Below are 25975 nucleotides of genomic sequence, written 5' to 3'. Positions count from 1 at the left end.
AATAGAGGTGTGTGAAGCAGACGCAAACGATCATATTGTGATATGATATGTATCAATTCATACATGAACGGCTGCATGAAAACAATTTCGGGAGGAACCGCTTTTGTTTATCGCTTTGGCATTCTTTTTATTCACTTCATTCTTCTTATCTGGGAGTGAAACCGCTCTCACCGCTGTGAACCGGATGAAAGTCCAGCTTCGCGCGGATTCAGGGGACCGCAAGTCGGTACGGCTGCAGAAACTCATTTCGAAACCGGACCGGATGATCACGGCTATCCTGATCGGCAATAATATTGCGAACATCATGATGCCGACAATCGTGACGATGATCGCGATCGACAAAGGCCTGAATGTCGGTTTGTTGACAGGTATCCTGACGGTGGTCCTGATCATTTTCGGCGAGGTGCTGCCGAAGACGATCGCCGCGACATTTGCCGACCGGATCGCCTATGCGGTCGCTCCGACGATCAATGTCCTCGTCAAGCTGCTGACACCGCTCACCGCGCTGCTCGCGATGTTCACTAACATATTCATCCGCATCATTTCGAAAGGCGCTGTCACCGAGGCGACGCTCACGAAAGAGGAGCTTAGGTCGATGGTCGATATCGCATCGACGGAAGGGACGTTTGAGCAGGAGGAATCCCAGCGCCTGAAAGGGATCCTTGATTTTCCTGAAAAGGACGTTTCGGATGTCATGGAGACCCACCGGACAGATGTTGTCGGCCTGCCGATCGAGTCTACATACGAAGAAGTGCGGGATACGATTCTGGAGTATTTCTACACGCGTTATCCTGTCTATGAGGAAAGCATCGATAAAGTGGTCGGTGTCTTCTATTCAAAAGCATTGATTGAATGGTCAATGAACCCTGAGATGAAACTGTCCGAACTGATGGACCGCAGTCCTTTGTTCGTCGTCCAGACGGCAAGCGTCGAGAAGGTGTTCAAGCTGATGCTGGCGCGGAAAAAGCACCTTGCAATCGTGCTGGATGAATACGGGGGAACTCTTGGGATCGTCACGCATGAGGATATCATTGAAGAGATGATCGGCCAGGACATCGAGGACGAAACCGATATTGACGAAGAAGTCCTTGTTTATAAGCAGGACGAGCTTCAGCTCATTTGTCATGGCCGCCTGGAAATTGTCGAAGTGATGCAGATGCTGCATGTCGAATTGCCGACAGACCACGAGACGATCGGCGGGTTCGCAATGCAGGAGCTCGGCCATGTACCTGAGCCCGGGGAACGGTTCACGTATGAGAATCTATTCTTTGAAATAGAGGAAATGGACCGGAGCCGGATTGTGAAAATGAAAATCACGAAGCGGCCTGAGGAAAACGATATGAGCCCGGATGCATAAAGCGTCCGGGTTTTTATTATTTCAAGCATGAAAGTTTTACCTTACACAATTGTAAGGAAGGTGAAAGGGAAAGCGATAGTTTGTAAGAGAGTTTTGTCTGATAATGAGGATACAAGCAATAAGACGGAGGCGTTTTCAGATGAAATTCGATTTGACTGAACTTCACGACCAATATGGAAGATACATATATCATTTATGCCTGAAATTGACACGCAACAAGGAAGAGGCGGAGGATCTGATGCAGGATGTCTGGCTCAAAGTCGTCCGGTACGGATCGAATATGGACAATATCGACCGCGTCAAAGCATGGCTTACCACTATCTGCATGAATACTTTCCGGGATCGCTACCGGAAAGATGTTCGTCGGAGCAAGCACGTGATGAACCAGCCTGATACATTGGACGTTCCGCTTCTCGATTTGGTTCCCTCGGAAGAACTTTCTCCGGTGGAACTTGTCGAACAGACGGATATCCAAAAGATGGTGCAACAGAAGATCGGCGAACTGGATGCAATTTACCGCAAGACGATCGAGTATTTTTACGTCCACCAATACTCGTTGATTGAGATTGCAGACTTGATGAAAGTGTCGATCGGTACAGTGAAATCCCGCCTGTTCCGCGCGAAGAAGTATTTGAAAGATATGATGGTCGTCGATTCGGCCGCGATGGATTATGTGATGGCTTAATTTCATAAAAGGAGGAAGCACAGCTGCGGCTGTGCTTTTTCGTGCGTTCCGTGCATGTTTGCGCTCGCCGGCTTACGGGAATTTCAGTAGCATCATAGCATGGACGGGACTGAGAGGATGAAAAAGAGGCGAGGGAAGAAGAGGCTTATATGGCCGGTGGTCATCGTTTTTCTTCTTATTTATTTCACGGTGATCGGCTGGAACGAATACAAACCGCTGCCGGATGGTATTCCGTATGAAGGCGGTCTTCATTATACAGATGACGTGCATATGTACACGGACTTGACCTATGCGCAAAACAAGGACGGGGATGGCATTGTTCATGAGCTTGAGATTTTCCGGGAAGTCTACCGGATGATAGAAGAGGCAGAGTCGTTCATTGTGGTCGATTTCTTCTTAATGGACCATTATTCGGATGAGGCGATCGACTTTCCGGATGTCGCGGAGACACTGACAGGGAAATTGATCGGCAAAAAAGAGGAGAACCCCGATATGCCGATCGTCTTTATTACCGACCCGCTGAACACGGGGTATGGCTCGTATGAATCGGATTTATTTAAAAAACTGAAGGAGGCGGGCATTGAGGTCGTCTATACCGATTTGGATCGGCTGCGGGATTCGACCCCGATCTATTCGGGTCTGTACCGGGTCTTTTTCCGTTGGATGAACCCCGGAAAGGGCGGCTGGATTCCGAACGCTATGGCTTCGAATGCGCCGAATATGTCGGTGACCTCCTATTTACGGCTGCTGAACGTGAAAGCGAATCACCGGAAAACAGTCGTGACGGAGAAGGAGGCCCTTGTCACATCGGGCAATCCGCATAACGCGAGCGGGCTCCACGGCAATGTTGCGTTCACCGTAGGAAGCGGCGGCATTCTCGATGATATTTTGGAATCCGAGGAAGCCATTCTTCGCTATACAAATGGCGGATCGCTCCCGCGGGCAAACGCGCAGGATCCAGCTGACGGCGAATATGGCGTGCAGTATGTGACAGAAAAAAAGATCATGGACCGGCTGCTGGAAGACATCGGCCGCGCGGGGAGCGGCGACCGTATTCGTATGGGAATGTTCTACATTGCGACGCCCGCTGTTGTGAAGGCGCTGGAAGATGCGGCGGAGAGGGGCGCTGATGTGCAGATGATACTCGATCCGAACGAGAACTCCTTCGGCAATGAAAAGACCGGCTTGCCGAACCGGCCGGTCATGCAGAAAATGATGAAGGAGACGGACGGACGGATCGGTGTCCGCTGGTACAATACGGTCGTCGGCCAATATCACACGAAGCTCGTCGCCGTGGAAGCGGATGACCACGTCTACATTACGAACGGCTCCGCAAACCTGACCGACCGGGCGCTCGAGAACTATAATCTGGAAGCGAACATCCGGATCATCGCGCCGGACGACAGCGAATTGGCGGAACAGATCGATTCGTATTTTGACCGTCTCTGGGAAAATGAAGACGCCATGTACACGCTCGATTTCGAGGAATACCAAAACACCTTCACCTTCTTCCAGCGCGGCATCTACCATTTGCAGGAATGGCTGAAGCTAACGACATATTAAGCGTAATGGACGGACGCCGGGCTTGCGATGATTGGTTTTACGGGCAGGGTAATGGGCGTTCGGCGGTCTGAAATAGGCGTTTAACGTTCTAAATAGGCGGTCGTTAATCAGGAATGGGCGTTCAACCGGCTAAATGGGCGCTTGGTGTGATAAAAGGACGTCCAGCGGCGATAAACAGGCGTCCGCCGGCTGTAAATGGGCGTTCATCATCAGGAATGGATCGTTCCGCGGTTTAATCGAGCGCTCGCGAGGCTAAATGGATTGTTCCATTGCCTAATCGGTCGCTCCGCGTGCTAAACGGATCACTTCGCCGCCTAATCGGTCGCTCGCAATGCTAAATGAATCGTTCCGCCGCCTAATCGGTCGTTCCGCGTGCTAAACGGATCACTCCACCGCCTAATCGGTCGCTCGCAATGCTAAATGAATCGTTCCGCCGCCTAATCGGTCGTTCGCGAGGCTAAACGGATCACTTCGCGGTCTAATCGGTCGTTCCGCGTGCTAAATGGATCACTTTGCTGCCTAATCGGTCGCTCCGCGTGCTAAACGGATCACTCCGCCGCCTAATCGGTCGTTCCGCGTGCTAAACGGATCACTTCGCCGCCTAATCGGTCGCTCGCCGCGCTAAATGAATCGTTCCATCGTCTAATCAGTCGCTCCCCAGGATAAACGGAGCGCACCCAAACCAAAACCCGCCTGGCGGTTGCGTGTTGCAACGGCCGGGCGGGTTGATTAGTCTTCTGCGTTTTCCAGCTGCTCGTTCAGATCCTTCAGCCGTGTTTCCATGGCGGCGAGGCGCTGTTCGGCTTTGTGTACGGAGTCGGCGTGGCCGGTGGATTCGAGTTTTTCGATGTCTCCTTGCAGGTTCATGTAGTCCATTTTCAGTTCGGCGATTTCGTTTTCCAGCTGGCGTTTGTTCATGGTGCAGGGGCCCTCCTATTCGTTTTCCTCAGTGTAGCATATCTGAAGTCGCCTTACCCTTTTTCGGATATTCGAGGTGATAGCGGATCGCTTCGAGGACGGTGTCCAGGCCGCTGCCTAGATTCAGTTCGGTCTGCCGGCGGATGGCCCGTTTGCGCAAGGGTTCATGCAGCAGCGGTTCCATGATGGCGTTCAGCAGATTGGATTGCTTCACTTTCCGGCCGAGGCCGAGGTGGATGAAGCCGTGTTGCTCTTTCGGAAATCCAAGCCCGAGCTCGAATTCGTCCTGGGCGAGGACGACGCATGGAACACCGATGACGGCGGCTTCGAATGGCATGTAACCGGATGCGCATAGCAGTACATCTGCAGTGGAATAGAGTTCAGCCGTATCATACGGAGGTTCCAGGACGGTCGTGTTGCGCCGAGCAAGTGCCATCATTTTGACGGTACTGACATCATGTCCATATTTTTCACCGATCAGGAGCGTCACCCGCAAAGGAATCTGCAGCTGGGAGACGTGCCGCATCGCACGATATGACAAGTTGCCGGGGTCCTCTTCTCCAAATGAGATGACCAGGTGGGGGAGCGGGCCGGGCCGGTCTTTTTTCAGACCGAATTTGCGGTAGGACGCAAAGGCATCATCCGCGATATAGAGATTCCGGTCGGTGACGCAGTGGTCGGGTACGCTTTTCGGCTCTTCCTCATACAATGTTTGCAAAACGAGGTCTGCTGACAGACCGCCGTCGCCGAAGTCGTCAAAATGGATGAGGGAGGGGACAATCGGCCTGATTTTGTCCACCTCTTCCGGGATGGTCGATCCGCTGTCTCGGATCAGCATATCAGGTTTCAGGACCGCGACCGCATCTGCCAGCGTCGACTGGCGCCCGATTTCGATTGTCCGGAATCCTTCGGGTGCGTCAGGGGACTGTTCGCCGATAATGAAAATGATGGTTGCCTCTTCCTTGAGGACATTTGCCAAGACGCTTGCCCGGCGCGCGGGATAGGTCCCTTTCGCATGTGCCCGGGATACGTAGATCGCGATTGTTCTCTTTTTTATTTCCAATAGTTTCACCCTTTCTGTTCCCTATGAAGCCAATAATCTCCCTTTCACTCTATGAAAGGAAAAAAGCAGTTATGCCGAAAACGCTTGCTTCACAAAAGGACTGTGTTACACTAGCAATTATTCCAAGGAGTGAAGAGGTGCTTCCTTTGTTTGATTCGTTACTATTCGACCTGATGTCCGTCATTTTGATCGGCATGCTGTCGCAATGGATTGCATGGCGTTACCGGATGCCGGCGATTGTCATCATGTCTGTCATGGGCCTGCTCGTCGGCCCGGTTTTCGGGTGGATCAACCCCAAGGAGACGATGGGTGAACTGTTCAGCCCGATCATCAGTTTTGCGGTCGCCATCATCCTGTTCGAAGGAAGCTTGAATCTGGATGGCCGCGAGATCAGGGGATTCAGTAAACCGGTTGGCCGTATTGTCACGATCGGGGCTGTCATCGCTTGGATTGCCGGATCACTTGCCGCCCATTATTTAGCGGGACTTTCGTGGGAAGTGGCGTTCATCATTGGCGGATTATTCATCGTGACCGGACCGACCGTCATCCTGCCGCTGCTCCGGCAGGCCCGGTTGAAGCCGCGGGTCGCCGCCATCCTGAAGTGGGAAGGCATCATCGTCGATCCATTCGGCGCGCTGCTTGCGGTCTTCGCTTTCGAATTCATCAAATTCCTGTATGGGGAAGTGACTCTGAAGTCGCTCGGCCTGTTCTTCCTTGCGTCCGCTTTTGCTGTCTTCATCGGGTGGGCAGCTGCGCGGCTTATGGGGTGGGCATTTGAAAGAGGCACCGTCCCGGAGTTTCTGAAAGCGCCGATCCTGTTCGTCGTCGTACTGTTCGCCTTCGTCTTTTCAGATGAAGTGATGCATGAAACCGGGCTTCTCGCTGTGACAGCGATGGGGATCGTGATGGCCAACATGCGGCTCACGACACTTGAAGATGTCCGTCACTTCAAGGAGAATGTCTCTGTCCTTCTCATCTCGGGCATCTTCGTCATGCTGACGGCTTCGCTCAATCCGCACATTTTACTGGAAGTGTTCAATCCGCGGATCATCATCTATGTATTGGCGATGCTGTTCGTAGTACGTCCGCTGTCGATCTGGATATCAACAATCGGCACTGACCTGAACTGGCGGGAGAGGACGCTGGTCGGCTGGATTGCGCCGCGGGGCATCGTCGCCCTGACCGTGTCCGGGTACTTCGCCTCCATCCTGCTCGATAACGGCTACCAGGACGCGGAAATGCTGACCGCCCTGACATTCGCTCTTGTGCTCTCAACAGTCGTGCTGCATGGGTTCTCCATCGGTTTTGTCGCGAAGAAATTGAATTTGACGATGGCGGGCGGGGAAGGCGTCCTCGTAGTAGGAGGCTCCCGGTTCCCTTCGGAATTGGCCCGTTCAATCCATGAGAATGGAAATGAAGTGATGCTCACTGACCGTTCCTGGGCAGCCCTTTCGGAAGCGCGCCAGCTCGGCATACCGAATTATGTCGGCAATCTTTTGTCGGAGCAGATCGAATATCATCTCGACCTCTCGCCGTACCGGCTGATTGCAGCCATGACCGACGATGATATCTACAATGCGCATATCATGGCGGACTTCTCGCCGGAACTCGGGAAAGAGAATCTATTCCGCTCCTGCCACCATAATGCAGAAGAGGATCTGTCTGTGCCGTTCGGCGGGCGCACATTGTTCACGCCTGCCGTCACGCTGTCCGAACTGAACGACAGGGTGCATAAGGGGCATGTCATCCGAAAGACCTTGATTACGAAACAATACAGCTACACCCAGTACTTACGGGAACGCGATGATACATCGATCCTTTTGTATATCTACCGGGCGGATGGAACGATCGATTTTTATACGCCGAAAAAGGAACTGCAGGCTGTAGCGGGGGATTCCGTCTTGGCTCTTGTGTCGCCTGCAAAAAATATTGCGCGGATCAAGGAGAAGCTTGAGGAAAATGGGAATACCGAAATGTCGGAGGATACGATCAAAGCGAAACTTGCCGAAGGGGAAACGGCGGATAAACCGAATATTCCTGGGGAAGCGCCAATCTCCATCCGGTGACATACGATAGTAGAAAGCGGCAAGCCCAAATACGGGAAACACGCCGCTTTCTTTGATACGATGGAACATGGATAACTATGAAGGAGGATTTCCCCAGTGAAGGTTTTGTTAGTGGACGGGACTGTGATCGGCAGCAAAACAGGCGCAGTGCTTGAAACCGCGCGCGCTTATGTGGAAGCGACCGGTTGTGGATATGAACTTGAACATTTACGTTTTGCGGATTACGACCATCAATTCGTCGATGGCCGGAGTGCCGATCAATATAATGAAGACATGCAAAAACTGATTCGCGCGTTTGAAGAGGCGGATGCCTACATTATCGCGACGCCTATTTTCCAAGGATCGATTCCAGGCGTCTTGAAAAACGCGTTTGACCTTCTGCACCCTCATGCAATGCGCTATAAGCCGGTATCGATTGTTGCAAATGGCGGTACATATCAGCACCATTTAGTTGTCGAAAACCAGCTGAAACCCATTTTGGACTACTTCCGCTGCCTCGTCACACCTAACTATGTCTACACACATTCGGATCATTTCGATGAGAAGAACAGGATTATCGATGAAGATGTGCAGGACCGCCTGAAAGAAATGGCACGGGTGTTTGTGCAGTATGTTGAAATGAGTCGGACTCTTTCAAAGGAAGCGATTGATAAGGAGTAACATAGTAAGGCCTTCTTGCTCAAGCGGCGAGGAGGCTTTTCTATATTCATTCGTCCCGTGAATAACATCTTATTAGTAATATACTACTGCATTTATTTTTACCATGTAGTAAAATAGGTTCTATATATAGAAACGGCTCATAGAGAGAAAGAAGCCGAAAATGAGAATGAATTGTCCAATCGGGGGGAACGGAGCATTACTATGAGAAGAGCACCATATAATTTATTGGACAGGCGTTTATTGCTGCTTGTTGCTGCTGTGGTCATTTTGCCGGCTGTGCTGGAGGAGTCGATTGGCAGGTTATTTGGCTGGCAATTCGAAAATGAAATCTGGTATGAAGTACAAGACACAGCCATCTTCCTGCTATTCGCGACACCGATCTTCATGGTTCTGATCAGGCGGATGGATCTGTACGCAAGCCAGCTGGAACATCAGCTGGCAGTCAATTTGGAAACGGGCGAGAAGCTCCGGTTTATGAACGAGGAGCTGCAGCATAACGCGTATCATGATGATCTGACAGCGCTGCCGAACCGGCGGCAGCTGTTCCGCACACTTGACGCCGTCACGAAAACGGATGACTTGCATGCTGTACTGTTTTTGGATTTGGATCGCTTTAAGGTGATCAATGACACGATGGGCCATTTGTACGGTGATATTTTCATCCGGCAGGTGGCGGCAAGGCTCCGGGAGCAGATTCCGGCGGAGCATTCGGTGTTCCGTCATGGAGGGGATGAGTTCATCGTCCTGCTGAAGCGCCCGGAACAGACTGAGGCGGAGCAGATGGCGACATCGCTTCTTGCGATTTTGGCGGAGCCCTTTGTGATCAAAGGCGAGGAGATATTTACGACGGCGAGCATCGGGATCGGCTTGTATCCTGAACACGGGGAGAATGCGGAAACCCTTCTGAAGAATGCGGATAAGGCGATGTATGAGGCCAAGGCGCGCGGAGGGAATATGTATTCCTTTTATTCCGAGGAGGAAGCGGAGGATGATGTCCGCAAGATGAAGCTGGAAAACGGACTTCGTATGGCCGTGGACTTGGATCAGCTGATGCTGCATTATCAGCCGATCATCGATTATCAAAAGGGCAGGATCACGGGTGTCGAGGCGCTTCTGCGCTGGAACCATCCAGAACTTGGGCCGATTCCGCCAAATGAGTTCATTTCATTGGCCGAAAAAACAGGTGTGATCGTACCAATCGGAAAATGGGTAGTAGAGACCGCCTGCAGGCAAGTGAAAGAGTGGCAGGACGTGTGGAATACGGATCTGAGCATTGCGGTCAATGTATCCATCCGGCAAATCAATGAGGGTGGTTTTCCTGCATTTGTTTCTTCGGTGCTGGAGGAAATCGGACTCGCGCCGGAGTATGTTGATATTGAAATTACGGAATCGATGATGCAGGATAACGAGACATCGATTGCCGTCCTGAATGAATTGAAAGCGATTGGCGTGAAGATTTCGATCGATGACTTCGGGACGGGCTATTCGTCGCTAAGTGTGCTTGGCAGTTTGCCGATCGACCGCCTGAAAATCGATCAATCGTTCACAAGGGAAATGCTCAGCAGGCCGGCGACAGACTCGATCGTACGTACAATCATCGACATGGGGCATAATCTTGGGCTTGCGCTGATTGCGGAAGGTATAGAAGAGAAGGGGCAGGAAGAAGTATTACGGAAGTATGGATGCGAGTATGGCCAAGGCTACTTTTACAGCCGGCCGCTGCCAGCTCAGGAACTCGCATCGTTATTGCATGAGGATGAATTGATCGCGCAATAAATGGGAGAGGGGAGATTCGGTACATGTACAGCACAGGGGACTTGCTGAATCGGTTTTTAATGGATGGCATACGTGACCTGTTCATGGTCATCAGGGTTGCGGAAGATAATGAGCTGTTCTATGAATATTTGAACCGGGCCGCGATGGAACGGACATGGCTGACGGAAGACGCGATCGGAAAGCGGCTTCGGGAAGTGGATCCGCCGGAACGTTTCGAAGTGTTCCAGGCAAATCACTTCCATGTCATCCGGACGAAGCGGGAGTTTTATTATGAGGACACCTATGTGAATGCAGATGGGCAAATCCTTTATTCTGCATGCCGTCTCGTTCCGCTTCTGGATGAAAGGGACGATGTGCGATACATCACGGTTCTTGTCCATGACATAACAGCGCAGAAGCGGGCGGAATTGGAACTCGCCCAGTCCCGTGAACGCCTCCATGCGAGTGAAGACCAGTTTAAGATCATCGCTGATCATTCCCGTGATTTGATTGCCATCCTCGATATTTACGGGAAAGTGGAGTATATCTCACCGTCCTGCACCGTTGCTCTTGGTTACACCGAGGAGGAGGTCAAGGCGAAGCCGTTTCCGTATTTCGTCCATCCGGATGATATAGAGGGACTAGTCGATGCGTTTACGGATACCTTGCGACAGCAGCGGCACTTCAAAGTGAAATACCGCATGCGTCATAAGACAGCCGGCTGGATCTGGTACGAGATTTACGGCAGCCCGGTGTTCAACGATCAGCAGCGCATCAACCGGGTGGTCGGCATCGCCCGTGATATTTCGGCTGACAAGCAGGTGGAGGAACGGCTGACCTATTACGCCTATTACGATGCGCTGTCCGATCTGCCGAACCGCCGCCTGTTTTATGAACAGCTCGGGGCAGCTTTGTACAATGAGAGGGAAGGCCATGCGGGGGTAGCCCTTTTGCTCCTCGACATTGACCGGTTCAAGTGGATCAACGACCAGAATGGCCATGACGTGGGTGATAAAGTCATCGGGGAGTTCGCGAGACGCGTGAAGGGCACCGTCCGCCGCATCGATACGGTATCGCGCTTCGGCGGTGACGAATTTGCCGTCCTTCTGCCTGCCATCGCATCAGTAGCCGAAGCGGAGGAAGTCGTAGAACGCATCCGCCAGGCAATCCGTGACCCATGGGAATACGAAGACCGCTGCATCCTTGTCACGAGCAGCATCGGACTAGCCCTTTCGGATGGGACCATGACAGGCGACGAATTGATCAAGCAGGCAGATAATGCGCTGTATGCGGCAAAGGAAGCCGGACGGAATTGCTATAAATGTGCAGTGCCGCAATGAATGTAAGCGCACCCAATGGGGGGGGCCCCGTTCTGCATGCATCAAGGGACATTCTCCCGTATAATTGATGTATGAAGAAAGGGGATTTTGTTATGTCCAAATCAGTCGTTTTAGCCGAAAAGCCATCTGTGGCGCGGGATATCGCCAGGGTGCTCGGCTGCAATAAGAAAGGGAACGGATTCCTCGAGGGGCCGGCATACATCGTCACGTGGGCGCTCGGCCATCTCGTTACACATGCTGATCCGGAAGGGTACGGCAATGAATATAAGGAATGGAAGATGGATGTGCTGCCGATCATTCCGGAGCCGTTCAAACTGACCGTCATCCGCCAGACATCAAAGCAGTTCAATGCAGTAAAGGCGGTGCTGAAACGGGATGACGTTAAGGAAGTCATCATCGCAACGGATGCGGGGCGCGAAGGGGAGCTTGTCGCAAGATGGATCCTGGAGATGGCGAAAAACCGCAAGCCGGTGAAGCGGCTCTGGATCTCCTCGGTCACCGATAAAGCCATCAAGGACGGCTTCCGGAACCTGAAAGACGGCAAGCAGTATGAAAACCTGTACGAGGCGGCGGTCGCCCGTGCGGAAGCCGACTGGGTCGTAGGCATCAACGCTACGCGCGCCCTCACGGTGAAATACAATGCGCAATTATCGACCGGCCGCGTGCAGACGCCGACGCTTGCGATGATTGCTGAACGCGAGAAGCAGATTAAAGAATTCAAGCCGAAGTCCTTCTATGGCCTGCAGGCGATGACGGAAACTGCGCGATTTACATGGCATGATAAACGCGGGATGGCGCAAGTGTTCGACAAGGGGGCCGTGGAATCGGTGCTTTCGAAGCTGGACGGGGTTCATTCCGGTAAGATTACGGACGTCAAGACGGCCGGCAAGCAGCAGCCGGCACCGCCTTTATTCGACTTGACCGAACTGCAGAAGGAAGCGCACAAGAGATGGTCATGGTCGGCGAAGGAGACGCTGTCGACGCTGCAGAATCTGTATGAACGCCACAAAGCGGTGACGTACCCGCGAACCGATTCGAAGCATCTGACATCCGACATGGAAGGGACGCTGAAAGAGCGCATCAAGGCAGTCGATATCGGGGCCTACCGGAAATCGGTGAATGCGCTGCTCCGCAAAGGGGCGGTGAAGCCGCAGAAAGGCGTCATCGACGACAAGCGCGTCTCCGATCACCATGCAATCATCCCGACGGAGGAAACGCCTGTCATGCAGGATCTTTCGGACAAGGAGCAGCGGCTGTACGACCTCATCGTCAAGCGGTTCCTCGCCGTGTTCTTCGGCCCGTTCCGCTATGACCAGGTGACCGCGGAGATGCAGGCGGGCGGCGAGATGTTCAAGGCGAAAGGCAGGACCGTCACGGATGAAGGATGGCGCGCCGTGTATTCCTCAGGCGATGAAGAAGAGGACAGTGACCGGCTTCCGGCGTTCAAGAAGGGCGACGATATATCGATCAGGGCCATCGCCATGACGGAAGGCCAGACAAAGCCGCCGGCGCGGTTCAACGAAGGCACGCTGCTCGCTGCGATGGAGAATCCGTCGCAATTCATGGCGGGAGAATCGAAGGATCTGATCAAGACGGTAGGGGAAACAGGCGGGCTCGGCACCGTGGCGACGCGGGCGGACATCATCGATAAGCTGTTCAGTTCATTCGTCATCGAGAAGAAGGGCAATGACATCTACACGACGTCGAAAGGCCGCCAGCTTCTGGAACTCGTGCCGGAAGACCTGAAATCCCCTGCGCTCACCGGCGAGTGGGAACAGAGCCTGACGAAGATCGCGAATGGCAAGATGAAGAAGCAGGCATTCATGAAGGATATGGTCGCGTTCGCGAAGCAGGCGGTCAGCGAAATCAAGACGGACGACAAGAAATTCCGCCATGACAACGTGACAGGGAAGATGTGCCCGGACTGCGGCAAGCCGCTGCTCGAAGTGAATGGCAAGCGCGGGAAGATGCTCGTCTGCCAGGACCGCGAGTGCGGACACCGCCGGAACGTCTCCACGCTGACAAACGCACGATGCCCGAACTGCAAGAAGAAGCTCGAACTGCGCGGCGAGGGCGATGGCCGGATCTTCGTGTGCAAATGCGGCTACCGGGAGAAGCTTTCCGCCTTTGAGAAGCGGAAGAAGAACTCGGGCAGCGGTAAAGCGGATAAGCGGGATGTCCAGAAGTACTTGAAGAAACAGGAAGAACCGGAGAACACCGCCATGGCGGATGCGCTAAAGAAACTATTTGAAAAATGAAATTTAGCGCTTTCGGCGGATGGCTGCTAATGAAAATAATGGATATAATTCTGGTACAAGATCGAACGGAAACGGGAGGATTGTGCCATGAACGCCATATTGACATTCGCCAGTGCCGCCGAACAGCGGCAGCGCTATGATTCCGTCCGGAGACGGAGCGCCGAACAGGCCTATGACAAACAATCGGCCTACAACGGACGCCACCAGAAAGCGCTGTCTGATCTCGAAGCGCTTCTTCTAGGGAAGACGGATGACGCGCCAGAACGGGCGGCGCGGCAACAGTCGCCGCTCAGCGAACCGGACGCATCAAAGCGGGATGCAGCTGCATCTGATCAGACACTCGGCGGGGGCCAAGTGGAGCAGGTCAACCCGCCCGTTGGAAAAACACTGGAAGAAACGATCGATATCTGGCGGGACGTCCGGAAAACGGCAAACTCAGTGCCGAGCCCGACGACTGCGGACCGGCAGCTCGCGGCAACAGCCACCGCCAAAATCCGGGACATCGAAGGTCGGCTCGTCCTCCAGAAAAAAGCGGAACGCCAGCTGGCCGACCTGAAACTCCAGGACGCGGCTGCCCAGGCTCCAGGCCGGGAGGAACGCCAATTCGCACGCGCCGTCTCCGCCTACTCGATGCAAATGGAAGCAAAAGCGAACGGCTACACAATCAGCCGCACGAAATACTATGTGAGCGCATGAGAAGGAAGGCCGCCCCGCTGGATGGGGCGGCCTTTTGCATCTGGCCTGCGGAGTGGAAGTCAGTGAGTGGTTCGGAGTTGACGATGCTAAATGGATCGTTGCGCCGGCTAAACGATCGCTCGCTGGGCTAAATAGATCGTTGCGCCAGCTAAACGATCGTTCGTCAGGCTAAATGGATCGTTGCGTGATCTAAACGATCGCTCGCTGGGCTAAATGGATCGTTGCGCCGGCTAAACGATCGTTCGTCAGGCTAAATGGATCGTTGCGTGATCTAAACGATCGCTCGCCGATTAAAATGAATCATCCTGCACCCCTCGGAAGTACAAAATTGATTACCAGTAAGGAGGAATGCTCTCATGGCTAAGAAAAAACATGTCAAAACGAATGCGGTGCGGCTGCTGGAGACGGCGGGCGTGGCGTTTAAAGTGATTGAATATGATGTCAAGGACGGCCAGGTGGATGGCGTTTCGGTTGCGGCGAAGACCGGGCAGTCCGCGGGGGAGGTGTATAAGACGCTGGTGACGATAGCGGCGCCTGGGGAGCTGTATGTGTTCATCATCCCGGTCGGAGCCGAGCTGGATCTTAAGAAAGCAGCACGAGCAGCCGGGGTGAAAAAGCTCGAGATGCTGCCGCTCAAGGAGCTGACGAAGGAGACGGGGTATGTGCGGGGCGGCTGCACGGCAATCGGCATGAAGAAGGATTTTCCGGTTTGGATCGATACATCCGCGGAAAGGCTCAGCGAGTTCGTCGTCAGCGCAGGGAAGCCCGGCCATCAGATGAAATTATCGCCGCTTGATTTTGCAGGGATCGCCCGCGCAAAGTTCTGCGAAATTCTGAAAACCTAGGCGAAACGCATATATCCGCAAGGCAGCCCATCTGCTACAATGAGAGAGAGTACGCTCTTTTCAGGCAGAGAGGAGCACGGAGAGAAGAATGCATATGAGAAGGATTTTTGTTTGGCGATGGGTGTTCTACCTAGTCGGCATGATGATCTTGTCGCTTGGAATTTCAATGACCATCAAAGGGGAGCGGCTCGGCATCGGGCCGTGGGATGTCTTGCATGTTGGATTATACCGGAATATTGGGCTGACAATCGGGTCGTGGAGCATTATTACCGGACTTATCATCATTTTGACAACCGCCGCAGTGCTGCGGAAATGGCCGCAAATCGGCACGTGGCTGAACATGCTGCTAATGGGGCTGTTCATCGATCTGTTCAACTGGCTGCTGCCGGATGTCACGACGCTCGCCGGCCAAACTGCCATTTTCATCCTTGGCGTCCTCGTCATGGCATACGGGGTGGGCGTGTATGTGTCTCCTAATGTCGGCGCAGGTCCGCGTGACAGCCTCATGCTGATCATCGTAGAAAAGACGGGGCTTAGCGTAAAAAAGGTGCGGACGATGATCGAAGTGATTGTTGCGATTGCCGGATGGCTGCTCGGCGGCCCGGTTGGCATCGGGACGGTCGTCATCGCCTTTTTGATCGGCCAGATTGTCCATATCGCCATGCCGCAGTGCAAGCGGTTATTGCTGTGGGTCGCAAAGGAAGAGAATGATGAGGTTTTATTGCAAAGATGACAAGAAACGCCGCTCGATGAGAGGCGTTTTTGTTTTGCTGTAATTCCGATATTCTTGTACAAGCCGTGCATTTTTCGGGCCGCTGGGCATAAGGTAGACTCATAGGAAGGCAGTAGAATCGAAAGGGTGATTACGATTTACGGCACAATTACGGATTACATGGGAACCGCCTACACAGGGGGAGGAGTCTCCCATAAATATGACAAGCTGGTTGATGCGGCATCCACGGCGATCTTCCTGAAGTGCCCTCCGACAAATGCGCTCGCTCCCGTCCTGAATGAAATTGCGTCGCATTTCGTCAAAAGAGGATTTGCGGTTGACCGCTTCATGAATCCGCTCCAGACGGACATGGCGGATGCAGTGTATGTGAACGAAATTGGCCTGCTCGTGTTCCAGGCGTCTTATCCGGTCGCCATTGAACCGGTCGAACTCGGCGGATGCCACCGGATCATCAGCTTTTACGATATGTATGATGAGGGGAAATTAAGCACGTCTTCCGGCGATCTGGCGTCCCTCCGCAAGGAAGCTGACCAGGCGATCGGAAAAACGCTTGCCGCCTTGAAGGAGGCGAAGCGGATCCATGATGACTGGGAATCTGTGAATATCAACCGGATGATGTGGAAGGAGCATGAGGATCTGATCGGTTCCCTGAAACAGGAATTGTTCGGTACGATGAAGCTGCACAAGGAGTCGCGCACGGCTCACCGGATCATCGGCTCGCTGTCAAAAGGAGGCGCCCATGACTTCATTCCGTCCATCACGGGCCGCATGGAGCGGCGCATTTTGATCAAAGGCTTATCGGGCTCTGGCAAATCCACGATGATGAAAGCGATCGGGGCGGAGGCGGAGCGCCGGGGGATCGATGTGCTCTACGGCTGGTGCGGCCTTGATCCTTCGAGTGTCGATCTCATTCAGTTCCCTGAGCTGTCCGTCAGCCTGTTTGATGCGACAAAACCGCATGAATACGAGCCATCCCGGGCAGGCGATGAAATTTTAGACCTCGTCCCGCTATGTTCGGAAGATCCTGAGGCAGAGCAGAAACTCGCCCCCATCCAGGTGGCGTATAAAGAAAAGATCCTCGATGCGACGGGGTATGTCCATGCCTACGCAAATGCGGTGAACGGAATGAAAAAGATCTTGGACGCGGCCATTGACCAAAAGAGATTGGCGGAACGGACAGCCGCCTTATGGAATATGCTACCTTCCTGACCTCCTTCACTCGGCGAAACGGCCCCGACTATGCTAAAATGAGGGCATTACCCGTTTGAAAGGAAGATCAACTTGTCGAAAGCACTTCATTCATTCTTAGAAGAAAACTTGCAAGAACTCCGCGACCAAGGGCTCTACAATGAAATCGATCCGGTGGAAGGCCCGAACGGCCCGGTCATTACGATACGAGGCAAGCAGCTCGTCAACTTGTCTTCGAACAATTATTTGGGGCTTGCGACGAACGAAGATCTGAAGAAACTTGCCATCGCTGCAACTGAAAAATATGGTGTTGGCGCAGGAGCGGTCCGTACGATCAATGGCACGCTCGATATCCACGTAGAACTCGAAAAGAAATTGGCTGAGTTTAAAGGGACAGAAGCGGCGATTTCCTATCAATCCGGATTTAACTGCAATATGGCAGCAATTTCTGCGGTCATGAATAAGAACGATGCGATTCTTTCCGATGAATTGAACCACGCTTCGATCATCGACGGCTGCCGCCTGTCCGGCGCGAAGATCATCCGCGTGAACCACCAGGACATGGACGATCTGCGGGCGAAGGCGAAAGAAGCGACGGAAAGCGGTCAGTACGGCAAAGTGATGTACATCACGGACGGCGTCTTCTCAATGGACGGCGATATTGCGAAACTGCCGGAAATCGTTGAGATTGCGAAAGAATTCGATTTGATCACATATGTGGATGATGCACACGGATCTGGCGTCACTGGAAAAGGGAAAGGAACTGTGAAGCAATTCGGCCTTGAAAAGGAAATCGACTTCCAAATCGGCACCTTATCCAAGGCGATCGGCGTTGTCGGCGGCTATGTCGCTGGCACGCAGGAACTTATCGACTGGCTGAAAGTCCGTTCCCGCCCATTCCTGTTCTCAACTGCGCTTCCTGCGGGAGACGTAGCAGCGATCATGGGCGCACTGGATAAGATCATGGAATCTACGGAGCTTCATGACAAGCTGTGGGACAACGGCAACTACCTGAAAGAGGGCCTTAAAAAGCTCGGCTTTGACATCGGCCACTCAGAAACACCGATCACGCCATGCATCATCGGCGAAGAAAAGCTTACCCAGCAGTTCTCCAAGCGGCTCATCGAAGAAGGGGTCTACGCAAAATCAATTGTATTCCCGACTGTGCCAAAAGGAACTGGCCGCGTCCGCAACATGCCGACAGCTGCTCATACAAAAGAGATGCTTGACGACGCACTTGCCATTTACGAAAAAGTGGGCAAGGAACTCGGCGTAATCCAATAGTAAGAGGAATACCCCGTCCCGCCTGAGGAACGGGGTATTTTCTTGGTGTCGTGACAGCTGAAGTCCCCTCTTGTAACAACTCTGTTACATTACATGAATATTTTTTCCTAAAAAGTTGCACGTGAGATGCATATTTTACGAGGAAGCGGGTAAGTATGAAATATAAATACCTGATGAGGTGACATATGCGATACAACGAACAAGTCCAGCTGCTCCAAGGGAACGGCGAAAAAGGACCATCCATCATAAAGTTCAGATACGACAAGATAAAGAAAGCGATGCTATCTGCAGTGGACAGCGAAGATTGGATCTTATTCGACGACGTCAAACAGCAGACGCTCAAGCGACTCACGCCATTCGACCGGAACAGCCTTTGGTACATGGACGCACTCGCCACGGACCTGGAAGAACGCGGCATTTTTGAAACCCGCAAGATCAATGGAGATAAATATATCCGCACATCCGGGCGCCTTGTGTAATGCAGGCGTTTTTTTCTGTTGGTGAAATGGTGTGTGAGGACGGGGCGATTAACGGGAATGATAGGCGCTTAAAGAAGAGCTGTGCGAATTCATGAGGTTGCGCGCCTGTTGATGCGGGCTTCGCGTCAATCATCTAGGTCGATTGCCAATTAAATATCATCCCTCGCCAACCAGACGGCCAGCCAATAGCCGACATGAAAAAAGAACGGAACCCATCAAAGGGCCCGTTCCTTTTCCTGCTTCAGTGCTCCGGCAGATGTATTTCCTGCAAGACTTCGGCGTGGTACACGGTGGTCAGTTCGCCGTTCGGCAATTCGACGTCGTACCTGGTCTGTTCTTCCGGCCGCACCATCACGATCAATCCGCGTCTGCCGCCTGGTAGCTCGACAAATGCCTCTTCCACGAATTCCATCGCTTCGCACCTCCTTCGCCGGATACCGGTCAGAGATCACCTTCGCGGAATCTGCGCATCATATGGAAGGTGACATATCGCTGCATGCCCGCGCAGTGGCGCACGGCCTGATCGGCTTCCCGCTGGAATGTCTCCAGATCCTTTTTCCTGCGGGCAATCATCGCTTTCAGGAAATGGGCGAGCCATAGTGTTCGGATACGGCCCGCTTGTTCCTCGGCTTGTCCGGTGTCATTCTTGAGCACGGACGATAACCCGCCGAAATAGGCGGCGAGTTCCGTATTCGACATGCCCCGGGCCAGTTCAGCCAGCTTTTTCGCGTCTTTCTGGATGAGCGCAAGATTCGCCTTATAGGTCTCTTGCATCTCAGATTGCGGGTAGGAAGCGATGATCCGTTTCAGCGCCTTGATCACCTCTTCCTTGCTGCCGTTGCCCATCGCGTAGGCGTAAGTGAACAGCGGTTTATTGTGATTGTTTTTCAAATACTGCCCGATCAGGCGGACATTTTTGGAGCGATATGTAATGAAAATAGGGTATCCTACCGACAGGATGAGTGTTCCGATGAATAACAGGATAAAGACAAGCCACACCGGCACGCGCAGGGAATACAGTATGAAAAAGGCGGCCATCAGACCGATGAACAAAAGCAGCTTGCCTTTCATCATGCACCTCGTTTTTCCTCCAGTATACCAAAGGAAGCCGGGGCATGAAAGGTTTCCGGCTGATACTGATAGAATGGTCAAATGTGCGATACTTCTATGTGTTGTATTTTTCGGCTGCACACTATATAATCAGAGAATATTGATTCTACAACGTTTATGCTTGGGTGAAATGGATAATGTACGCTCCAAAAATACATATGTCGATTGGGAGGAATATACGGATGAAAAAGATACTCGTGACGGGTGCGCTTGGCCAGATCGGCTCTGAATTGATTGAGAAGCTGCGGAATGAATACGGTGCAGAGAATGTTCTGGCGACAGATATCCGCAAGCCGGCAGGAGACATGTCAGGGCCGTTCGAACTGCTTGACGTGACGGACGGTAAGCGTATGCTGGAAATCGCTGAATCATTCGGTGCGGATACGATGATGCATATGGCGGCGCTTCTTTCTGCCAAAGCGGAAGAGAATCCGCTGCTCGCATGGAACTTGAATATGGGCGGTCTCATGAACGCTCTTGAAACGTCACGCGAGCTCGGCCTGCAGTTCTTTACGCCAAGTTCCATCGGTGCATTCGGCCCGTCGACACCAAAACAGGATACCCCGCAAGATACATTGCAGCGGCCAACGACAATGTATGGCGTGAATAAAGTCTCGGGCGAATTGCTCTGTGACTATTATTATCATAAATTCGGCGTCGATACACGCGGCGTCCGGTTCCCTGGTTTGATCTCATACGTGGCACAGCCCGGCGGGGGCACGACGGACTATGCGGTCGATATTTATTACAAGGCGCTGGAAGAGGGGGCATACACCTCCTTTATCGCGGAAGGCACGTATATGGACATGATGTATATGCCGGATGCCCTGCAGGCGATTGTCGACCTGATGGAGGCAGACCCTGCGAAGCTTAAACACCGCAATGCGTTCAACGTTACTGCAATGAGCTTTGAGCCATCTGATATCGCGGCTTCGATCCGCAAGCATATTCCTGATTTCAAGATGTCATACGATGTCGATCCTGTCCGCCAGGCGATTGCGGACAGCTGGCCGGATCATATCGACCCGTCTGCTGCGAAAGAGGAGTGGGGCTTCAAAGCGACCTATGATCTGGATGCGATGACTGCCGATATGCTTGAAAAGTTGAAAGTGAAGCTGAATAAATAAGAGAAAGGCTGGCGCGGATTGAATACCGTGCCAGCCTTTTGTCCGTTTAAAACAGCAAATGGGCGACGCCTGCGACAATCGGCAGGGCGATGAGTGTCCGGAGCACGAAGATGACGATCAGATCCCAAACGTTGATGGGAATCTTGGTTCCAAGAATCAATCCGCCGACTTCAGACATGTAAATCAGCTGGATGACCGAGATACAGGCGATGGTGAACAGCGTAATCGGCGATGTGATGACGCCGTCCGCCAGAATGACCGGGAGGAACATATCCGCAAATCCGACGACCATCGACTGTGCGGCATCGGCTGCTTCCGGAATGCCCAGAACAGAAAGAATCGGTTCGAACGGTTTTCCGAGAATCCGGAAGACGCTTGTGAATTCGGCAAGCATGAGTGCGACCGTACCGAATGCCATGACGACCGGCGCGACGCCGATCCACATATCCAGGACATTTTTGACCCCCGCGCCAGCGACTTTGCCGAGGTTCTTGCTTTTCGATGCTGCCTGCAAAGCGTTCTCGAGGCCGTGCGTAACCACGTTATAGCCTTCCGGCAATGTCTCTTCCGCTCCGGTATACGGGCGTCCGTCGATGTATTCATCTTTCTTTCCGCGAAGCGGATAAATGCGCGGCATGATGAGTCCTAGAACAATACCCGTCAAGATGACAGTGCCGTAAAACGGCAGGAAGTACCGGTCAAGCCCGACGGTGTCGATAATGACGAGCGAGAAAGTGATGGAAACGACGGAAAATGTCGTTGCGATAATTGCAGCTTCCTTCTTCGTGTAATGTCCTTCTTCGTATTGTTTGCTCGTCAGCAAGACGCCAATCGTTCCGTCACCGATCCAGGATGCAAGCGCATCGATTGAAGACCGGCCTGGCAGCTTGAACAGCGGGCGCATGATCTTCACCATCATCGTACCGAAGAACTCCAGCAATCCGAAGTTCAGCAGCAGTGGCAGGAAGAGGCCTGCGAATAGGAAAATCGTGAACAGGAATGGCACGAGGCCGTCCGGCGCAAGCAGCAGGCCGCCGGTATCTTCGCTCCATACCGCTTCCGGACCGAGCTTGAACGTCGCCATGACAGCAAACACTGCTCCAATGATGCGGACGACAGTCCAAAATGGAGTCACTTTGAACAGGGTCGCAAGGAACGAAGGCGGCGCCGCTGAATCTGTGCGGATAAACATGAATACAAGCGATCCGAGCGCCGCAATGATGATGACAACCATCGGAACCATCGGCATGGCGGGTTCCACCACGCCTGCCAGCATATCAGCGAACTTTGCGATCGGCACTTTCCATCCGCCTTTGAACGGAAGGGGAATCATGAAAAGAATAATGCCAAGTATAGAAGGGATTAAAAAGTAAAACCAAGTCGATGTGCGGAAGTTTTTGAACACAACTCTCTCTCCTCTATGAATAAATTACTGTACCTAATGAATATTTATACATAATAATGCATTATCGTAGATGTGTAAAGTATGTGATTAGAAGTTTGATTTGTCAGTATTCATTAGTGGATGACCAATATCTCTTATGAAAGCGTTTGCATAATTATGTAATGAAGAGCCGTCCGCATCTGACCGCGGACGGCCGCTCAGCCTTATTCGAAATCACGGTCCCACTGATACGTGTAAAAACGCTCGTAGTGCAGCCACTTCAGTGCTTCGGGATCTTGTTCCACCAGGCGTTTTTCCATATCGCGCATCATCCAGACCGTCTGCGAAGCATGGGCGTTCATCGTCGCGAGCTTTTTCGCGGCTGCCCCTTCGACATGATGGATGACATCCGGCTCGCCGAGGATTTCGGGCGTCCGTTTGTCGAATGCGATCGTGTATAATACAGGCCGCGTTTCCTCAGGCATGCGCCGGATCGCCCGGACGACCGCCCGCGCTGTCGCATCGTGATCGGGATGGACGGATAAGCCTGGATAGAACGAGATGACGAGCGATGGGTTCGTATCTTCGATCAAATCTGTGATCATCTTGACCATCTTTTCGTCGTCTTCAAATTCGACCGTCTTGTCGCGGAGGCCCATCATCCGAAGGTCTTCAAGGCCCATGGCTTTCGCTGCGTTCTGCAGTTCACCTTTACGGATCAGCGGAAGCGTCTCCCGGTTCGCAAAGGGCGGATTGCCGAAATTACGGCCCATTTCGCCGAGAGTCAGACAGGCGTACGTGACGGGCACGCCCATATCGATATATGTCGAAATCGTTCCGGACACACCGAACGCTTCATCGTCAGGGTGCGGAAAGACGACCAGTACGTGACGTTCTTGTTTTATCATGGGTAATCCTCCTTGGGAATGGTTGTGGATCGCGTGGCTATCTCAATATGTAAACGGAGATTCACTGATCTCAAGCGATACGGCAAGCTTGCCTTCCGGATCAAGCCCCGCCATCAGCAGGCGTCCGTGTTCGTCGAGTTCAAAGTGCGTGATCCCTTGCGCATACACCCAGCCGTACGGCAGTTTAAGGCCGACACGGTGCGGTGATTCGCCAGCCACTTTCCCGAGTTCGTATTTCACCAATACATTGCGGATAAATGCGCCCGCATTGAAAAATCCTTCATTGAAGTGTGCGGCATAGGAACCATTGGTCGTCTCCAAGTGCAAATAGACATCTTTGTTTGCAAAGGAATCGATCAGCTCCTGCAAGCGGGCCGGTTGTACCTGTTCCATTTGTATTCCTCCTTCATCCATTCTTTAAGTATATCGAAATGGAAGACGGATTGCAGAGCAGGCGTCTTCAGAAAGGATGCATGCGGCTATCCATGATAAAACAGCGGCCGCTCAAATCTCCGTAACGGTGACCTCTGGAGCGCCAAAGCGGTTTTTTGCACCATGCATGACAGGGCCGACATATTCGTTCAGTTTCCAGCCGTGAGCAATTGCCGCAGCGACAAATTTCTTCGCTTCGATGACCGCATCGCGGACAGGCAATCCGTTTGCAAGATTCGCAGTGATGGCCGCTGCGAATGTACAGCCCGCTCCGTGATTGTAATGGGTATCCGTCTTCTCGGTCTCAAGCAGCAGAAAAGCGGTCCCGTCATAGAACAGATCAGCCGCCTTGTCGTGATGCAGCTGTTTGCCTCCTTTGACGACGACATTCCGTGCGCCAAGGGAATGGATCTTTTCAGCGACCGATTTCATCTGCTCGATAGAAGCGGGGGTCTTCATTCCCGCAAGCTGGCCGGCCTCGAATAAGTTCGGCGTCACGATTTCCGCTTTCGGCAGCAAGTACTGGATCATCGCATCGACCGTGCCGGGATTCAGCACTTCGTCTTCCCCCTTGCACACCATGACCGGGTCAATGACCACATGATCCAGTCCGGATTCCGCAATCGCCTCGCCTGCTGTCATGATCACTTCTTCCGTGCTCAGCATGCCAGTCTTGATGGCGTCGACGCCTGTCGAAAGGGCGGTCTTCAGCTGCGCCTTCAGCACATCGATCGGCAGTGAATGGACATGATGGGCCCAATTATTGTCCGGATCCATCGTCACAACGACCGTCAATGCTGTCATGCCATATGTTCCGTGTTCCTGGAATGTCTTCAAGTCAGCCTGGATGCCGGCTCCCCCTGAAGTGTCCGAGCCTGCGATCGTCAACGTCTTTTTCAGCGTCATTTTGGAAGCTCCTTTATAATGGGATATACAATTTCCATCGTAATCAATTTGAAGAAAAAATACAATTGTCGAAACTTGTAGGCTTGCCAAAAGAAGGTTGTACAGGATTGCTTTTCAGTTGTCCATAGCGGAACTTTTCGATAGGCTAAACGTACAACTAGTAGACTGTCAGTCGATTGAAGCCATAAAGGAAAGAATTCTAGGGACTGATGAATGTTTTTGGCGGATATGCCAGGGTCTTCCCTGCTAAACGAAGCAATCCTGCTGCTACATGAAGCAATTTGCATTGCAAATCAAGCAATCAGGCAACTGAATGAAGCAAACATGCATATAAAAGAAGCAACCAAGCCGCCTGGCGAAGCAACCGAGTCTTGAAACAGAGCAATCGAGAGGCCACAGCTAGCGGTATTGCACAGATACAACAACCTGAAAGGGCGGTGAGCCGGGAATGGATGAAAAAGAGAGGGAGCAGGAACGAAAGCAAGCGATGGACGAGATTCGGCGGGCGGAACGCGAGCAGGCGGTCACGTTTGAAGAAGTGTCAGGGCGCGAAAAGCGGAAAAAACGGACAGGCTTCCGGAGAACAGGCCGCTTTCTGTTCTCTTCCTGGAAACGGTGGGCCGTTCTCATCGCAGTTATCGCCATACTGGTGCTTCTTGCGCTCCCGTTCATCACATTCAAGTTCCTGACGCTCGGGAGCACCTTTTCGGAAGATAAGGGCGTATTCCTTGAGCGGATTCAGGACTTAAGCGAGATTGCGACCGCGGAGTCGTATACGAAAGTGATCATCGAGCGGCAGGACAACCAGCTGTTCGGCCAGAGCATCGGCGTCAATCTGCCGGGGACGAAGCGGCAGCTGCTCGTCGTCATCCCGGGATCCGTGAAAGCGGGTGTCGACTTGTCCGGTGTCACCGACAAAGATATTTCCATCAATGAAAAGAAGAAGACGGCGACGCTCCGGCTTCCGCCAGCGCAATTCCTCGGCGGAGCGGAGATTTATTTCGACCAGGTCGAAATATATTCATATGAAGGCGTGTTCCGCGAAAAAGCGGATATCAAGGAAGCGTATGAGCTGGCTGAGGAAGCGAAGCAGATGATTTTGGATGAAAGTGCCGGGCAGGGCGTTTTGCAGACGGCTGAGCAGAATGCCGTCCGGACGCTGCAGGAAATGTTCTCTTTCGCAGGATACGATGTAACAATTGAGTTCAAGGAGTGATG

The 25975-nt window shown here is 52.7% G+C and carries 24 protein-coding genes; 16 read left to right on the top strand and 8 right to left on the bottom strand.

Going from position 1 to position 25975, the window contains the following annotated elements; genetic code table 11:
- The first annotated feature begins 103 nt into the window (after nucleotides 1-103).
- The 3 genes from ACZ5FK_RS08150 (at nucleotide 104) to ACZ5FK_RS08140 (ending at nucleotide 3605) form a co-directional block, all read left to right on the top strand.
- Entirely contained in the window at nucleotides 104-1357 is a 1254-nt protein-coding gene (locus ACZ5FK_RS08150) for a hemolysin family protein (protein WP_464804438.1), read from the top strand.
- A 139-nt stretch (nucleotides 1358-1496) separates the two neighbouring features.
- Nucleotides 1497-2042: an RNA polymerase sigma factor gene (locus ACZ5FK_RS08145; RefSeq protein ID WP_464804437.1), complete on the top strand. Its 546-nt coding sequence runs from the start codon at nucleotides 1497-1499 to the stop codon at nucleotides 2040-2042.
- Nucleotides 2043-2159: 117 nt separating this feature from the next.
- On the top strand, nucleotides 2160-3605 hold the full coding sequence (locus tag ACZ5FK_RS08140) for a phospholipase D-like domain-containing protein (protein WP_464804436.1): 1446 nt from the start codon (nucleotides 2160-2162) through the stop codon (nucleotides 3603-3605).
- A 729-nt stretch (nucleotides 3606-4334) separates the two neighbouring features.
- Here the strand turns inward: ACZ5FK_RS08140 and ACZ5FK_RS08135 are convergent.
- On the bottom strand, nucleotides 4335-4523 hold the full coding sequence (locus ACZ5FK_RS08135; protein ID WP_464804435.1) for an SE1832 family protein: 189 nt from the start codon (nucleotides 4521-4523) through the stop codon (nucleotides 4335-4337).
- A 28-nt stretch (nucleotides 4524-4551) separates the two neighbouring features.
- Nucleotides 4552-5586 carry a hypothetical protein gene (locus ACZ5FK_RS08130; RefSeq protein WP_464804434.1) on the bottom strand — a complete coding sequence of 345 codons (1035 nt, stop codon included), beginning with the start codon at nucleotides 5584-5586 and terminating at the stop codon, nucleotides 4552-4554.
- 146 nt (nucleotides 5587-5732) lie between these two features.
- Here ACZ5FK_RS08130 and ACZ5FK_RS08125 point away from each other — a divergent pair, with 146 nt between their 5' ends.
- From ACZ5FK_RS08125 to ACZ5FK_RS08075, 11 genes are all read left to right on the top strand, one after another.
- Nucleotides 5733-7652, top strand: a complete 1920-nt coding sequence (locus ACZ5FK_RS08125; RefSeq protein WP_464804433.1) for a cation:proton antiporter — start codon at nucleotides 5733-5735, stop codon at nucleotides 7650-7652.
- A gap of 96 nt (nucleotides 7653-7748) precedes the next feature.
- On the top strand, nucleotides 7749-8312 hold the full coding sequence (locus ACZ5FK_RS08120) for an NADPH-dependent FMN reductase (protein WP_464804432.1): 564 nt from the start codon (nucleotides 7749-7751) through the stop codon (nucleotides 8310-8312).
- Nucleotides 8313-8513: 201 nt separating this feature from the next.
- Nucleotides 8514-10088: a putative bifunctional diguanylate cyclase/phosphodiesterase gene (locus ACZ5FK_RS08115; protein ID WP_464804431.1), complete on the top strand. Its 1575-nt coding sequence runs from the start codon at nucleotides 8514-8516 to the stop codon at nucleotides 10086-10088.
- 23 nt (nucleotides 10089-10111) lie between these two features.
- Entirely contained in the window at nucleotides 10112-11407 is a 1296-nt protein-coding gene (locus tag ACZ5FK_RS08110) for a diguanylate cyclase domain-containing protein (RefSeq protein WP_464804430.1), read from the top strand.
- Nucleotides 11408-11499: 92 nt separating this feature from the next.
- Nucleotides 11500-13665, top strand: coding sequence for a DNA topoisomerase III (locus tag ACZ5FK_RS08105; protein ID WP_464804429.1), 2166 nt, complete (start codon nucleotides 11500-11502; stop codon nucleotides 13663-13665).
- An 87-nt stretch (nucleotides 13666-13752) separates the two neighbouring features.
- On the top strand, nucleotides 13753-14361 hold the full coding sequence (locus tag ACZ5FK_RS08100; protein WP_464804428.1) for a hypothetical protein: 609 nt from the start codon (nucleotides 13753-13755) through the stop codon (nucleotides 14359-14361).
- A gap of 356 nt (nucleotides 14362-14717) precedes the next feature.
- Complete coding sequence (gene ybaK / locus ACZ5FK_RS08095) at nucleotides 14718-15206, top strand: Cys-tRNA(Pro) deacylase (RefSeq protein ID WP_464804427.1); 489 nt, start codon at nucleotides 14718-14720, stop codon at nucleotides 15204-15206.
- A 94-nt stretch (nucleotides 15207-15300) separates the two neighbouring features.
- Nucleotides 15301-15939 carry a YczE/YyaS/YitT family protein gene (locus ACZ5FK_RS08090; RefSeq protein WP_464804426.1) on the top strand — a complete coding sequence of 213 codons (639 nt, stop codon included), beginning with the start codon at nucleotides 15301-15303 and terminating at the stop codon, nucleotides 15937-15939.
- Between the two features lie 126 nt (nucleotides 15940-16065).
- Entirely contained in the window at nucleotides 16066-17148 is a 1083-nt protein-coding gene (locus tag ACZ5FK_RS08085) for a hypothetical protein (RefSeq protein WP_464804425.1), read from the top strand.
- Nucleotides 17149-17220: 72 nt separating this feature from the next.
- Nucleotides 17221-18411: a glycine C-acetyltransferase gene (locus tag ACZ5FK_RS08080; protein ID WP_464804424.1), complete on the top strand. Its 1191-nt coding sequence runs from the start codon at nucleotides 17221-17223 to the stop codon at nucleotides 18409-18411.
- Nucleotides 18412-18596: 185 nt separating this feature from the next.
- Nucleotides 18597-18890: a DUF6958 family protein gene (locus ACZ5FK_RS08075; RefSeq protein WP_464804423.1), complete on the top strand. Its 294-nt coding sequence runs from the start codon at nucleotides 18597-18599 to the stop codon at nucleotides 18888-18890.
- Between the two features lie 241 nt (nucleotides 18891-19131).
- On the opposite strand, the gene ACZ5FK_RS08070 is transcribed toward ACZ5FK_RS08075, so the two are convergent.
- Both ACZ5FK_RS08070 and ACZ5FK_RS08065 read right to left on the bottom strand, forming a co-directional pair.
- Nucleotides 19132-19302, bottom strand: a complete 171-nt coding sequence (locus tag ACZ5FK_RS08070; RefSeq protein WP_464804422.1) for a hypothetical protein — start codon at nucleotides 19300-19302, stop codon at nucleotides 19132-19134.
- A gap of 29 nt (nucleotides 19303-19331) precedes the next feature.
- On the bottom strand, nucleotides 19332-19961 hold the full coding sequence (locus ACZ5FK_RS08065) for a hypothetical protein (RefSeq protein ID WP_464804421.1): 630 nt from the start codon (nucleotides 19959-19961) through the stop codon (nucleotides 19332-19334).
- 221 nt (nucleotides 19962-20182) lie between these two features.
- Between ACZ5FK_RS08065 and ACZ5FK_RS08060 the strand changes: the two genes are divergently transcribed.
- Nucleotides 20183-21127, top strand: a complete 945-nt coding sequence (locus tag ACZ5FK_RS08060) for an L-threonine 3-dehydrogenase (protein ID WP_464804420.1) — start codon at nucleotides 20183-20185, stop codon at nucleotides 21125-21127.
- 46 nt (nucleotides 21128-21173) lie between these two features.
- Here the strand turns inward: ACZ5FK_RS08060 and ACZ5FK_RS08055 are convergent, their stop codons facing one another.
- The 4 genes from ACZ5FK_RS08055 to thiD all read right to left on the bottom strand — a co-directional run bounded on the left by ACZ5FK_RS08055 (nucleotide 21174) and on the right by thiD (nucleotide 24757).
- Nucleotides 21174-22532 carry a YjiH family protein gene (locus ACZ5FK_RS08055; protein WP_464804419.1) on the bottom strand — a complete coding sequence of 453 codons (1359 nt, stop codon included), beginning with the start codon at nucleotides 22530-22532 and terminating at the stop codon, nucleotides 21174-21176.
- 203 nt (nucleotides 22533-22735) lie between these two features.
- Entirely contained in the window at nucleotides 22736-23416 is a 681-nt protein-coding gene (bshB2, locus tag ACZ5FK_RS08050) for a bacillithiol biosynthesis deacetylase BshB2 (RefSeq protein ID WP_464807399.1), read from the bottom strand.
- Nucleotides 23417-23461: 45 nt separating this feature from the next.
- Nucleotides 23462-23812, bottom strand: a complete 351-nt coding sequence (locus tag ACZ5FK_RS08045) for a YojF family protein (RefSeq protein ID WP_464804418.1) — start codon at nucleotides 23810-23812, stop codon at nucleotides 23462-23464.
- 111 nt (nucleotides 23813-23923) lie between these two features.
- Nucleotides 23924-24757: a bifunctional hydroxymethylpyrimidine kinase/phosphomethylpyrimidine kinase gene (gene thiD, locus ACZ5FK_RS08040; RefSeq protein ID WP_464804417.1), complete on the bottom strand. Its 834-nt coding sequence runs from the start codon at nucleotides 24755-24757 to the stop codon at nucleotides 23924-23926.
- Nucleotides 24758-25205: 448 nt separating this feature from the next.
- On the opposite strand from thiD, the gene ACZ5FK_RS08035 reads away from it, so the two are divergent.
- Complete coding sequence (locus ACZ5FK_RS08035; protein ID WP_464804416.1) at nucleotides 25206-25973, top strand: DUF4230 domain-containing protein; 768 nt, start codon at nucleotides 25206-25208, stop codon at nucleotides 25971-25973.
- Nucleotides 25974-25975: the final 2 nt, after the last annotated feature.

This window comes from Sporosarcina sp. GTC18466 (assembly GCF_055389225.1).
Note: the sequence above shows the minus strand (reverse complement) of the source record. Positions and strands in the feature narration are given on the sequence as shown.

Excerpts from the sequence above, each read along its gene's own strand:
- ACZ5FK_RS08140 (WP_464804436.1), top strand. The coding sequence starts at position 2,160 with ATGAAAAAGAGGCGAGGGAAGAAGAGGCTTATATGGCCGGTGGTCATC.
- ACZ5FK_RS08060 (WP_464804420.1), top strand. The coding sequence starts at position 20,183 with ATGAAAAAGATACTCGTGACGGGTGCGCTTGGCCAGATCGGCTCTGAA.
- ACZ5FK_RS08035 (WP_464804416.1), top strand. The coding sequence starts at position 25,206 with ATGGATGAAAAAGAGAGGGAGCAGGAACGAAAGCAAGCGATGGACGAG.
- ACZ5FK_RS08065 (WP_464804421.1), bottom strand. The coding sequence starts at position 19,961 with ATGAAAGGCAAGCTGCTTTTGTTCATCGGTCTGATGGCCGCCTTTTTC.
- ACZ5FK_RS08045 (WP_464804418.1), bottom strand. The coding sequence starts at position 23,812 with ATGGAACAGGTACAACCGGCCCGCTTGCAGGAGCTGATCGATTCCTTT.
- ACZ5FK_RS08110 (WP_464804430.1), top strand. The coding sequence starts at position 10,112 with ATGTACAGCACAGGGGACTTGCTGAATCGGTTTTTAATGGATGGCATA.
- ACZ5FK_RS08075 (WP_464804423.1), top strand. The coding sequence starts at position 18,597 with ATGCGATACAACGAACAAGTCCAGCTGCTCCAAGGGAACGGCGAAAAA.
- ACZ5FK_RS08145 (WP_464804437.1), top strand. The coding sequence starts at position 1,497 with ATGAAATTCGATTTGACTGAACTTCACGACCAATATGGAAGATACATA.
- ACZ5FK_RS08135 (WP_464804435.1), bottom strand. The coding sequence starts at position 4,523 with ATGAACAAACGCCAGCTGGAAAACGAAATCGCCGAACTGAAAATGGAC.
- ACZ5FK_RS08070 (WP_464804422.1), bottom strand. The coding sequence starts at position 19,302 with ATGGAATTCGTGGAAGAGGCATTTGTCGAGCTACCAGGCGGCAGACGC.
- ybaK (WP_464804427.1), top strand. The coding sequence starts at position 14,718 with ATGGCTAAGAAAAAACATGTCAAAACGAATGCGGTGCGGCTGCTGGAG.
- thiD (WP_464804417.1), bottom strand. The coding sequence starts at position 24,757 with ATGACGCTGAAAAAGACGTTGACGATCGCAGGCTCGGACACTTCAGGG.
- ACZ5FK_RS08115 (WP_464804431.1), top strand. The coding sequence starts at position 8,514 with ATGAGAAGAGCACCATATAATTTATTGGACAGGCGTTTATTGCTGCTT.
- ACZ5FK_RS08090 (WP_464804426.1), top strand. The coding sequence starts at position 15,301 with ATGAGAAGGATTTTTGTTTGGCGATGGGTGTTCTACCTAGTCGGCATG.
- ACZ5FK_RS08100 (WP_464804428.1), top strand. The coding sequence starts at position 13,753 with ATGAACGCCATATTGACATTCGCCAGTGCCGCCGAACAGCGGCAGCGC.
- ACZ5FK_RS08105 (WP_464804429.1), top strand. The coding sequence starts at position 11,500 with ATGTCCAAATCAGTCGTTTTAGCCGAAAAGCCATCTGTGGCGCGGGAT.